The sequence below is a fragment of the Halobacterium sp. CBA1126 genome, from assembly GCF_009741975.1.
In the GTDB taxonomy this organism is placed as follows: Archaea; Halobacteriota; Halobacteria; order Halobacteriales; family Halobacteriaceae; genus Halobacterium.
The window spans coordinates 1-12,034 of record NZ_WPCF01000080.1 but is presented as its reverse complement, the minus strand read 5'-3'; the positions used below and the strand labels follow the sequence as shown (position 1 = coordinate 12,034).

The window sequence follows — 12,034 nt, the reverse complement described above, 5'->3', positions numbered from 1 at the left end:
GATCTGGTCTAAACAACCGCTGAGGCGGTCGTTTTCTGGCATGGACACCTGAAAACACACCGCCTCACCTTTCGATCCTTATCTGAACACTGCCCGTCCGTCGCGGCGGCCACGGGGGAGAGGGACGCGCTCGAACGGCAGCGTGGCGGCTCTGACGGCCAGTCGACTTTTTGTGACTCGCGTTCCACGTCCGGTGATGGCGACACACCACGTACCGAAGGGCGTGAGCCTCGACACCCTCCGGGAGGTCATCGCCGGCTGGGACGCCGTGGGCGCGGCGGCCGAACCCAGATACACGACGGCCGTCGAGGACGCGACCGGCATCAGCGACGCGGTCGGCCGGCAGACGCGGTTCCTCGAGGACGTCGGCGTGCTCGCCGAGGACGGCCAGAAGCACCGGCTGACCGAGCGCGGGCAGGCGCTGGCCGGCGCGCTCGCGGTCGACGACGAGGAGCGCGCGAGCGGCCGCGCCCGCGAGCTGCTCGCGGACTGGCCGGTCACGGAGGACGTCCGCGGCGTCGTCCGCGGGAACCCCAGCACGGCGGACGAACTCGTGCCGCTCGTGGCCGCCGTCACGGGCCACGACCCGGAGGCGAGCCGCGTGCGCAGCGGCATCACCACGCTGCTGGACCTCTACGAGTGGGCGGACCTGCTGGACCGCGACGACGAGGGCCGCTACCGCCTCCCCGAGGACGAACGGCCCGCGAGCGGCGGGGAGTCCAGTGAAGCCGGCGCGGCGGTCGGCCGCGTCGCCACGGAGGCCGAGTCCGCCGCGGAGACGGTCGACGCGACCGCGGAACGCGCGGAAGCCGCGAGAGAAGCCGCGGCGGCCGCGGCGGCGGACGCCCGCGAGGCGGCCGAGCGCGCGGACGAAGCCGGCGAGTCCGTCGAGGACGCGGCCGCGGCAATCGAGGACGCCGCCGCCGACGTGGAATCCGCCGCCGAGCGAGCGCGCGAGCGCATCGAGTCGGCCGCGGAAGCGGCGACCAGCGAGACGACCGCGGGCGGCGCCGACGAGGCGGCGCTCGAAGAGGCCGAGTCAGCCGTCGAAGAAGTCGCGGAAACGGGAGGCGAAGCCGCGGAGTCCGCGGTCGAAGCGGTCGCGGACGGCGAAGCGACAGCCGAACCGGCGGCCCGCGAGTCCGTCCCGGCGGACGTGGAGGCCGCGGAGTCGGCCGTCGAAGAAGTCGCGGAGGAGCCGGCGGCGCCGGCAGAGTCCGCGGTCGAGTCCGTGGAGGACGTCGCGCGCGAGGCGAGCCGCGGCGTCGAACCCGAGGAGAGCGGCGACGGCGAGGAGGAAGCGCCTGCGCCCGGAGCGGGCGCGGAAGCGCCGCTCCCGCCGGAGGTCGAGCTGGCGTTGGACGACGGCACGAACCTCCACATCGCGGTCGGCGACGACGACGTGGAGATCTCCGTCGACGGAGACGTGGACGTCGAAGACGTCGACGTGGGCGGCGACGCCGACGCGGACCTCCAGCCCGACGGCGGCGAACCGGAGCCCGACGTGGAGGTCTCCGAGGACGGCGAGACGGTGACCGTCGAAGTCGGCGCCGACCCCGGCGTCACGATTTCGGTCGGCGGTGAAGCGGGCGAGTCAGAAGCGGAAGCCGGCGACGAGGAGCCGGCCGAGAGCGAGGAGTCAGCAGACGGCGAGGCTGCGGAGCCGGCCGGAGCCGACGAGGACGGCGAAAGCGAAGCGGGTGAAGCGGGAAGTGAGGCAGCCAGCGAGGAGGGCGAAGCCAGCGACGAGTCCGGCGAAGAAGCCGCAGAGACGGCAGAACCCGAGGGCGCGGCAGTGCCCGAGGAGGCAATCGAGGCGCTGGTGGAGACGGCGGACGCGTCGGACGTCGAAGCGCTGGTGGAGGAACTCGGCGGCGTCGCGGAGGCGACCGCGGAGACCGGCGGAGAGGCCGAGTCCGGCGACGAGCACGCGGTCTCGCTGGAAGTGGACGTGGACGCGGACCCCGAGGACCTCGAGGCGCTCGTGGAGAGCATCCGGCGCGGGCTGACCGGCGAGAGCGCGGGCGAGGAGTAGTCAGAACAGGCGGTCGGAGGCGATGGCGGCGCCGTCGACGAGCGCCTCGAGTTTCTTCCACGCGATGTCGGGGTGGACCATCGCGAGGCCGGCCTGCGTGTCGAACCCGCAGTCGGGGGCGGCGACGACGCGCGCCGGGTCGTCGACGGCCGTGGCGACGCGCTCGATGCGGTCCGCGATAGTTTCGGGGTGGTCGACGACGTTCGTCTTCACGTCGACGACGCCCGGGATGAGGTCCCAGCCGTCGGGCAGCGGGTGTTCGGCGAAGACGCGGTACTCGTGCTGGTGGCGGGGGTTGGCTTCCTCGATGGAGAGGCCGCCGACGTCGAGTTCGTAGAGCTCGGGGAGGACGGCTTCGAGCGGCGTGTCGCGGTGGTGGGGGCCCTCGTAGCTCCCCCAGCACGTGTGGACGCGGATCTGGTCGTCGGGGACGTTCCGGGTGGCGTCGTTGAGCGCTTCGACGTGCATCCGGACGATGGGCTTGAGCTTCTCGACGGAGCGGTCGCCGAAGCCGCGGTGGCCGGTCGTCAGCAGGTCGGGCGCGTCGAGGTGGAGGACGGCGCCGGTGTCGGCGATGGCCTCGTACTCCTCGCGGAGAGCGTCGCCGACGGCGTGGAGGAACGCCTCGTGGGAGTCGTAGTACTCGTTGACGAGCGTGGCGGCGGCGACGCCCGGGGAGGCGGCCGTCAGGAACGTCCCCTCGAAGTCCGCGTCGGCGGCGTCGAGCGCGGCCGCGAACGTCTCGATCTCCTCGTCGAGGGCGGCCGCGCCGTCGTACTCGACGGGGCCGGTGACCGACGGCTGCTTGGTGAGGTCGATGGTCTCGGTGTCGAAGGCGTCGCTGGCGTACTCGGGGAAGTCCGCGAGGTCGTCCCACGTCGGGGCGTCGCGCTCGCCGCCGATGCCCGTGAGGCGGTTAGCGACGTACCAGTTGAAGGAGACGCGGGGCTGCTCGCCGTTGTTCACGACGTCGAGGCCGACGTCGGCCTGCTTGCGGACGACGGCCTCGGTCGCGTCGCGGACGGTCTCGCGCCACCGGTCTTCGTCGACGGGCTCGCCGTCCTGCCGGCGCTTCAGGAGCTCGAGGAGGTCGGGGTCTCGCGGGAGGCTGCCGATGTGCGTCGTGGAGATGCGGTCGCGGTTGGCGGTCATCAGTTGTCACTGCAGAGGGGAACGACCACGATATGACTTACGGTACTATTTCAACTTAAAATATTTCCTATAGTAATCTCCGTGGCGTGACCGCGGCGTTCCCGTGACCACCACAAGTGGTATGGACCAGACGGCCGTGTTAACCAAGCAGTATGCAGGGCACACACCGCGAGCGTGCGAGGCGCGCGTCCCGGAAGCACGGCCACACGCCGGCCGAGGCGCGGCGATGACCGACGACGCGCCCGCGGACGTCTCGCGGCGGGCGGTACTCGCGGGCGCCGCCAGCGCAGCCGCGTCCTCCGTCGCCGGCTGCTCGCTGTTCGACGCCGGTGGCGACGGCGACACGGCCACCGTCGACGACGACCGCGCGGCCGCGCTCGCGGAGGCGTTCGCGCCGACGCTGTACTTCGACGAGCACGAGCAGTGGTTCCCGACCGACCCCCGACAGTTCGAGAGCGAGCGGGACGGCGAGGCGGTCGTCGACGGATTCAACGCGTTCGACGCTACGCCGGCCACGACGACGACGCCCCGGAGCCCGCGGCGTTCTACCACGTCGTGGAGTACGAGTCGTCGCCGCTCGCGGTCGTGCAGTTCTGGTTCTACTCGGCGTTCGACCAGTTCACCACGAACTTCCACTGGCACGACTGGGAACTGCTGCAGGTGTTCGTCGACACCGACACCGACCGGCCCCAGTTGTACGTCGCGAGCTCGCACTCGCGGAAGGTGCCGAACAACGAGTTCCTCGACCCCGACCCGGACCGCCAGCCCCGGATCCTCTCGGAACTGGGGTCGCACTCCAGCGGCCTCTCCGTGAACGACGACGAACAGCGCTTCCAGCGGTTCTCGCTGGACGGGGACCTCGCCGACGTGACCAACAGCGTCCTCGACGGCGTCGAGGCGATCGCAGCCATCCCGATGGCGTACGGGCTGCCGCGCGACGAGGGGCTAGCACTCCCGTACGTCGTCCCGGAGCTCGACGGCGCACCCATCTACGAGCACGACGACCTGCCGTCCGTAACCGCCGGGGACCTCGTGGCGGACGACCTGACGGTGCGGTCGTTCGACGCGCTGCAGTCGCCGCCGCAGCTCCCGCAGCGCGAGACCGGCGTCCGGTTCGACTACGAGGAGACCGACGACACGGACGTCGCGTACGCCCTCCGGCCGAGCGCCGACCTCGAACACATCGCGGAGTTCACCGGCCCGCAGTTGAGCTTCGAGTTCGCCGTCCCGCAGTTCGCGGAGGACGCGGTCGCCGGCCACATCACGACGACCGGCGTCCCGTGGACGAGCGAGCGCTACGACAACCCCGCCGCCGACATCAGCGAGCCGAAACACCGGCAGGCGCTGGCGGACCGCTACGAGGCCATCGGCGAGCCGTCGCCGGTCAATCAGGTGGTCGCCGGTGTGACCACCGCCGTCAGCGACGACGACGCGCCCGACGGCGAGGGGCTGCTGACGGAGTCGTCGCCCCTCGAGTTGTTCGCGCTGTTCCAGAGCGACCCCGTCGCCGTGCCGACGTTCAACGGCGTCGCCGCCGTCCGCGACGTCCCCGAGGGCGAGCACACGCTCACCGTCAACGGCGCCGGCGTGGAACCGCACAGCGAGACCGTCCGGGTCACCGGCGAGGGCGAGACGGTGACCGCGGGCGTCGAGGGCGAGATCCCCGTCGTCGCGCGCGAAAACTCCGTGAAGCTCGAAGTCGACCCGACCGACGCGGACAGCGACCTCACGGCTCTCGCCGTCGAGGACGACTTCGCCGGCCGACTGTACGACGCGCCGCTGTCCGGCCCGGACGCCGTCTACGTCCACGAGGGCGGCGCGTACACGACAGAGGTCCGGGACAGCGACGACGAGGTCGGCGCGTTCCGCGTCAATCCCGGCGACGGCGAGCGCGTCCGCGTCGAGAACCCGCGGACTGGGAAGGCGCCGCTGGCGTCGTACCTCGCGGACGTCGCCAGCGAGACCAGCGCGCAGGTCGCGGCCGCCGGCGACGCCGACGACGACACCGAACATGACGGCGGCCGGCAGAACGCCGTCGAGGGGCTGTCGAACGCCCTCGAGAACGTCGCGGCGGCCGCACAGCGGGCCGCCGACCGCGCGGAAGCGGGCGACCGCGGGAACGCCGAACAGGCGCTGGACGCCGTCGCGAGGCGACTGGAGAGGGTCGCGACTCGGCTCGCCGAGGCGCGGGACGCGATGCCCGACGACGTCGCGCGTGCGACGGACAACCGCCTCGCGCAGGCGCGCCGCCGCACCGGACAGGCGCGGGCCGCGGACAAGCTCTGACCGTCGGCGGGCGAACTTGGCACGCAGCCGGACGTATTAGCCCCTACTCGGTCCAACTCGGCCAAATCCGGCCCCCTCGATGTGACCGGTTTACCCGGCTGACCGGCCTCGGGTCGCGTATGCGAGAACGCAACGGCGACACGACGGCGTCGCGGCGCGACTACCTGAAGGCGGCCGGCGCGGTCGGCGCGACCGGCCTCGCTGGCCTCGCGGGCTGTACCGGCGGCGACGGGTCGACCACGGGGACGCTGGCGACGACGGTGAAGGACGCGCCCGGGGACATCTCGGACTTCGAGACGTGCGTCGTCACCATCGAGGGCATCTGGCTGAAGGCCGGCGAGGGCGACGGCGAGACCACCACCGAGGCCGACGACGCGGGGACCGAGTCCGACGGCGGCACGGAGACGGTCGAAGAACAGGACCCCGAGGACGTCGAGGAGAGCGACGCCCGCGAGTACCACGAGTTCGACGAACCCCAGACCGCCGACCTCGTGCAGCTGCAGGACGGGGACAGCGCGCTCGTCGACGACCGCGAGGTCGAGACCGGGAGCTACGAGTTCCTCCAGTTGGACGTCTCCGGGGTCGACGCGACGCTCAGCGACGGCGGCGACGCCGACGTCGACACGCCCGGGAACGCGCCCCTGCAGTTCAAAGAACCGTTCGAAATCCGAGAGGGACAGCGGACGAACTTCGTCGCGGACTTCACGCCGGTCAAGCGCGGGCAGACGGGCAAGTACCTCCTCCAGCCGGTGGCGTCGGGCACCGAGGTCACGTACGAGGACGTCACGACCAGCGAGTAACGAGTCCGGCTTCAACGGGGGCAGCGGTGCGGAGACGCTGGAGGAGTTCGCCGAGAATGTGGCACTGACGGGCGGCCGACGCCGCCGCGCCGGTAGTCGGCCGAGAGGACGGAGCCTCGTCTACGAGTGGCGCGGCTACGGCGAGGAGAACGCGGTCGGCCTCGGCACTCATAGGGCTCGTCGTCCCGCGGGAGCCACCCCGGGTCGGCCCGGTGGCGTCGTCATCGGCCACGTCGGCGTAGTGGCGCCACGGCCAAGAGCATTCCGAGCGGCGCGCTCAGACGCCGTCCGGCATCGCGTGGTTCTCGTCGTCCGCGAGGTTGTTGAGGCGGTCGCGGCCGCCCGCGTCGAACTGGGACTGACACCGGGCGACCCACGAGGCGGGGGTATCGTGGGATTCGGCCGCGGCGTCGTCGGCAACCGGAGTCGGCTCGGTAGCCGTCGCTGTGGGTTCCGTCTCGGTGCTCGGGGTCGGGTCCGTCGTGCGTCTGGTGTGTGTGCTCACGTCTTTCGCGCGTGGAGAGTCGGTCTGTGGGCTGTACGGCCGGGAAGGAGTTACTCGCGTACAGGTACGACCGACATGACGTGTCCGCTACTGCGGCGAGGAATGTAATAAATGTTCCTGTACGACCACGGGGTGCCGAGCGGTCGGGCAGTCGTCGGCGACGCCGAGCCGGGTCGCTACTCGTCGACGTCGACGTCCGCGTCGTCGCCGACGAGCGCGATGTGGCCGTAGTTGAGGCCCGCGACGAACACCGTCCCGCCGACGACGTTCCCGAGCGTGGTCGGGACGAGGAAGGACGCGAAGTCCGCGACGGTGACGCCGGTGTCGAGGAACAGCGCACCGAGGACCTCGGTCGTGCCGAGGACGACGTGGTGGAACGGCGCGAACCCGATGGCGGTGGTGACGAGGAGGACGACGAGGATGCGGCCGGCGGTGTCCCGGCTGGCGGCGACGAGCCACGTCGTCAACCCCATCAGCCAGCCGGCGACGACGCCGGAGAGCAGAATCGCCCACGGCGGGTGGCCGAGCAGCGACGCGGCGAGGCTGTCGAAGGCCGCGGCCTCCACGATGCCCATCTCCGGGCCGAGCACCGCGATCAACGCGGCGAACGCGGCACAGCCGAGGAGGTTCCCGAGGTAGGTGACCCCCCAGAGGCGGCCGAGTTCGTCGAGGCCGGTCCGGCCGTCGAACACGGGCAGCACGGCCATGGTGGTGTGGGCGGTGAACAGCTCCGTCTGCCCGAGCACCACGAAGAGGAACGCGACCGACGACGCGACGGCGAGCACGAGGTGTTCGACGAGCGGCGAGGGGAACGACGGCGAGAGCGTCAGCACCATCCCCATGAAGAGCGCGCCGAAACTGAGGTTCAGGCCGGCCGAGAACCCAGAGAGGAACAGCCCCCGGCTCGGCCGCGCGAGTTCGGAGAGGGCGTCCTCCATCTCGCGTTCGAGGATGTTGACGTAGGAGAGCGACCCGCCGGAGGGGTCCTCGGAGTCTGGTCTCATACGCGACACGTCGGCGGTCAGCGACGAGGGCGTTACGGTGAGCGACAGTCGCAGGTAGAGGAGACGGCCGGCCGCGGACGCGACGAGCGTGCGCCGCCCGGCGGTGGCGTCAGTCGTCGGCGGCGGCGCTCGCGGTGGCGTCGTCCTGTTCGACGCCGTCGTCGACGCGCGGGAAGTTCTCGATGGTGGCGTCGCGGAACGCCGCCTCGTCGAACTCGTGGTCGTCGTCGAAGAACTCGATGACCTGTTCGGTGTCGCGCATCGCGTTCTTCAGGCACGTCGAGGCGCCCGGCGACGGCGTGATGTTGAAGATGACGCCGTCGCCCGTGATCTTGGCTTCGCCCATGTCGAGGGACTTCTCCTCGGTGTCGACGATCTGGGGGCGGACGCCGCCGTACCCCTTCGCGCGCTCGATGTCGTCGAGGGTCGCGCTCGGCACGACCTTCTGGACCTCGGGGAGGAACGTGCGCTTCCCGATCTCGGGGACGTCGTAGACGAGGTTGCGGACGACGTACGGGAAGAGGATGCGGTCGGCGAGGATGTTCGCGTAGCTCAGGAAGGAGTCGACGTTCAGCCCGAACACGTCGAAGAAGTCGCCGACGGTGTCGAGCTCGCCGCGTTCGAGCGTCGGCACGAGCTTCGCGGTCGGCCCGAAGCGCGTGATCGACTGGTCGTGGACGTCGGCGTCGCCGTGGACGGCCGCGAACGGGAGCTTCTTCATCTGGAGGGTGTACACCTTCCCGTTGAGGAAGTCCTCCGCGAGGAAGAAGCTGCCCGCGACCGGGAGCAGGCTCATGTTCTCGCCGTAGCCCATCTCCTTGGCGATCTGGAGGCTGTGCGAGCCCGCGGCGACGACGGCGACGTCGGACTCGAACCAGCCGGCGTCGGTCTCCACGAGGAACTCGTCGCCGGTGTCGTTGAGCTCCTCGACCTCGGTGCCGGTGTAGACGTCGACGCCGTCGACCTCCTGGGCCTCGTCGACGAACGACTGGGCGGTCATCCCGTAGTCGACGACGTAGCCGTCGGGGGTCTGGAGCGCGAGCATCTCCTTGTCGTCGTCGCGGCCCTCGACGACCTTCGGTTCGAGCTCTTCGATCTCCTCGCGGCCGATGGCGCGGAGCTTCGGGTAGAGGTCGCCGAACCCCTCCTCGTGGTACCGGGATTCGAGCTTCTCGACTTCCTCCTCGCCGACCCCGAGGACCATCTTCGAGCGCTTGCTGTGCATCTCGCGGTCGGGGTCCGCGTCCTCGAGGTAGCCGGCGAGCAGCTCCGCGCCCTCCTTGACGTCCTCGGCCTTCTCGAGGGTGTAGTTCGTCTCGATGTCCCCGAAGTGCAGGGTCTGGGAGTTGTTCGTGCGGTGGGAGTTGACGCTCGCGATCTCCTCTTCTTTCTCCACCAGCGCGATGTTCTCGATGTCCGTGAACTTCGCGGCCGTGTACAGCAGCGAAGCTCCGCTGATACCCCCGCCGACGATGAGTAAGTCGTATTCCTCTCTCATGCTTGTGTGTCTCCCGCGCGGTAGTCCGTTCAGTTTCGAGCGTGGCGATTCTGCTACTTAACTCTCCCTTTCTGCGGACGAAGCGCGGCTCGCGCAGTCGTAGAATGCGACGGAAAGAGCGCCCGAGTGGGTATTTTTCGCTGGAAGGACGCCACGTGACGAAGTGTGGTTTCGTCAGTCGTCGTCCGCCGGGGTGGCGGCGGCGCGGTCGGCCGCGCCGAGGACGCGGTCGACGGCGTCCGCGCCCAGCACCGCGAACGCGACGAACCCGACCTTGCTGATGAAGTCGAGGTAGACCACGACGATGGCCTCCATCTCCGGCTGGAGGACGCCGAGACCGGTCGGGGCGAGCAGCCAGACGACCGGGTACAGCGTCCAGAGGACGACCGTGAGGTTCCGCAGCGTCGTGAACGTCGCGTCCACGCGCGGGTCGGCGTCGTCGCCCAGCGCCGCGGGCAGCGTCCGCATGAGTCCCCACACGAGCGCGGCGTACGCGACGCAGCCGACCGCGTAGAACGCCCACTTCTCGGGCGCCGGCGAGAGCGCGGCGCCGACGCCGGCCGCGATGACCACCACGTCCGCGACCACCAGCCCGACGTACGTCCGCCGGGGCGGCCGCGAGAGCATCGCGAGGTAGAGCACGAGCAGCGGCGTCGTCACCAGCCAGTCGGCGTACCGCGCGAGCTGGACGGTGAAGCCGTCCATCGGGAGCGCGCCGACGCCGAGCGCCATCAGGACGTACGCGACCGCGGCGACGCCCGTGACGCCGGCGAGCACGGCGTCGAAGCGCCAGCGGCGGGGGTTCCGAACCGCGTCCCGCACGGGCAGCAGCGTGCCCAGCGCCATCCCGACGGCGCCGACCCAGAACCACGTCTCCGGCGTCACTGCGGGTCACCCCCGTCGCCGCGGGCCTCGAAGTCCGAGAGCAGGTCCTCGAGGGTGACCGCGCGCTCGGCCAGCTCCGCAGCGGCGTCCCCCACCTCGGAGAGCGTCTCGGTCTGCTCGTCGGCGGCGTCCGCGACGTCCGTCGACTGCGCGGCGGTCTCCTCGCTGATGCTCGCCACCTCGTCGACCGCGGAGGCGACCCGCGAGGCGGCCTCGGCCTGCCGGTCGGTCGCCTCCCGGATCTCGCCGGCCGCCGAGTCCGTCTGCGCGACGAACTCCACGACGTCGTCGAGGGCGGCCGCGGTCTCGTCGACGGTCGCGCGGCCGTCGGCGACGTGCTGGCTGGTCTCCCGCATCTCGTCGGCGACGTCGCTGACCTGCGCCTGCAGGTCGAGCAGCCGGTCCTCGACGTCCTGGGCGGCGGCGTGGGACTCCTCCGCGAGGCCCTTCACTTCGTCCGCGACGACCGCGAACCCGTCGCCCTCGGCGCCCGTGCGGGCGGCCTCGATGGACGCGTTCAGCGCGAGCAGGTTCGTCTGCTCGGCGATGTCCGCGATGACGTCGACGACCTCCCCGAGGTCGTCCATCTCGGCGTCGAGGGCGTCCATCGCGGCCGCGGCGTCTTCGGCCTCCGCGGCGACCTCGTCCATCGTCTCGACCGCGTCGTCGGCGGCGTCCTGGCCGTCCTCGACGGCGTCCGCGGCCTGTCCCGCGGTGTCGGCCAGCGACGCGACGGTCTCGGCGACCTCCTCGGCGCTCGCGGAGAGGTCGTCGACCTCACCGGCGACCTCGTGGAGGCGCTCGGTCTGCTCGGTGGCGCCGTCCGAGATCTCGTCGACGGCGCTCGAGACGTCCGCGCTGGCGTCCATCGCGTCGGTCGCGCCGTCGTCGACGCGCGCGGCCGCCGTCGAGACGTGGTCGGCGAACGACGACGCCGCGGCGACGCTGTCCTCGATGTCGTCGAGCATCGCGTTCAGTGAGCGGCCGACGCGGGCCATCGCGTCGTGGCCCCGGTCCGCGTCGACGCGCCGCGTGAGGTCGCCGTCCGCGACCGCGGTCATCGCGTCGTCGTAGTCCGCGGCGGCGGCCTCCAGTTCGCGGGCGGTCTCCTGTGCGGACTGGCGCGCCCGCTCGGCCTCCTCGCGCTGGGCTTCGGCCTCCTCGCGGGCGGCCTCCGCGTCGGCCTTCGCCGCCTCCGCCTCCGACAGCGACTGTGACAGCGAGTCCCGCATCCGCCTGAAGGAGGCCGCGAGCGTGCCGAATTCGTCGTTCCGGTTGGTCTCGATGGTGGTGTCGAGGTCGCCGTCGGCCATCTCGTCGGCGCGCGCCGAGAGCTGGCGCAGCGAGACGACCGTCGTCGACCCGAGCGTGACGCCGACGAGCGCGAGACTCACCACCGTCAGGAGGATGAGTCCGACGACGCTGGACGCCACGTAGTCACCGAGCGCGAACGCCTGACTCGCGGGCGCGTGGACCATCACGGTCCAGTCCGCGCCGGCGACGGGCGCGGCCGCCATCACGGTCCCCCCGTGGGTCGTGAACGTCGACTGCGACAGCGACCGGTCGAGCACCGCGGCGCTGCCGTCGTGGCTGGCGAGCACCTGCGAGGCGTCCGTGTGCGCGACGGTCGTCCCCTCGCTGTTCACGACGACGGTCTCGCTGCCCTCGACGACGTCGCTGAAGCCGCCGGTGAGCGCCTCGACGCTGACGACGTACACGAGGTGTTTCTGGTCGGCGCCCTCGACGGGCGAGAGCACGGCGACGGCCGGCGAGTCCGCGCCCGGCACCTCGAACGGCGCGGTCACCGCGGCGTCGTCCGCGCCGTCGAACTCGGGCGGGTCGGTCGCGTACGCCGCGCCGCGCTCGACG

The 12,034-nt window shown here is 71.3% G+C and carries 8 protein-coding genes and 1 pseudogene; 3 read left to right on the top strand and 6 right to left on the bottom strand.

Annotated features, from left to right (window positions below; genetic code table 11):
* The first annotated feature begins 196 nt into the window (after positions 1–196).
* The gene (locus GJ634_RS11140) at positions 197–2,035 is read left to right on the top strand and encodes a hypothetical protein (protein WP_157502854.1); all 1,839 of its coding nucleotides are present in this window, start codon (positions 197–199) and stop codon (positions 2,033–2,035) included.
* On the opposite strand, the gene GJ634_RS11135 is transcribed toward GJ634_RS11140, so the two are convergent.
* Positions 2,036–3,187: a cobalamin-independent methionine synthase II family protein gene (locus tag GJ634_RS11135; RefSeq protein ID WP_157502853.1), complete on the bottom strand. Its 1,152-nt coding sequence runs from the start codon at positions 3,185–3,187 to the stop codon at positions 2,036–2,038.
* Positions 3,188–3,413: 226 nt separating this feature from the next.
* Between GJ634_RS11135 and GJ634_RS11130 the strand changes: the two are divergent.
* Both GJ634_RS11130 and GJ634_RS11125 read left to right on the top strand, forming a co-directional pair.
* Positions 3,414–5,473 (top strand): annotated as a pseudogene (locus GJ634_RS11130) (hypothetical protein).
* A 119-nt stretch (positions 5,474–5,592) separates the two neighbouring features.
* Positions 5,593–6,273 (top strand): DUF4382 domain-containing protein, encoded by a 681-nt coding sequence (locus GJ634_RS11125; RefSeq protein WP_157502852.1) that lies wholly within the window; start codon positions 5,593–5,595, stop codon positions 6,271–6,273.
* A gap of 277 nt (positions 6,274–6,550) precedes the next feature.
* On the opposite strand, the gene GJ634_RS11120 is transcribed toward GJ634_RS11125, so the two are convergent.
* From GJ634_RS11120 to GJ634_RS11100, 5 genes are all read right to left on the bottom strand, one after another.
* Positions 6,551–6,778 (bottom strand): hypothetical protein, encoded by a 228-nt coding sequence (locus GJ634_RS11120; RefSeq protein ID WP_197425497.1) that lies wholly within the window; start codon positions 6,776–6,778, stop codon positions 6,551–6,553.
* Positions 6,779–6,954: 176 nt separating this feature from the next.
* Complete coding sequence (locus tag GJ634_RS11115) at positions 6,955–7,782, bottom strand: formate/nitrite transporter family protein (protein ID WP_157502851.1); 828 nt, start codon at positions 7,780–7,782, stop codon at positions 6,955–6,957.
* Positions 7,783–7,891: 109 nt separating this feature from the next.
* Positions 7,892–9,280 (bottom strand): FAD-dependent oxidoreductase, encoded by a 1,389-nt coding sequence (locus GJ634_RS11110; RefSeq protein ID WP_157502850.1) that lies wholly within the window; start codon positions 9,278–9,280, stop codon positions 7,892–7,894.
* Between the two features lie 174 nt (positions 9,281–9,454).
* Positions 9,455–10,165 carry a bacteriorhodopsin gene (locus GJ634_RS11105; RefSeq protein WP_331714124.1) on the bottom strand — a complete coding sequence of 237 codons (711 nt, stop codon included), beginning with the start codon at positions 10,163–10,165 and terminating at the stop codon, positions 9,455–9,457.
* The coding region (locus GJ634_RS11100) for a methyl-accepting chemotaxis protein (RefSeq protein ID WP_157502849.1) at positions 10,162–12,034 on the bottom strand (1,873 nt) is incomplete at its 5' end. The genes GJ634_RS11100 and GJ634_RS11105, both read right to left, overlap by 4 nt.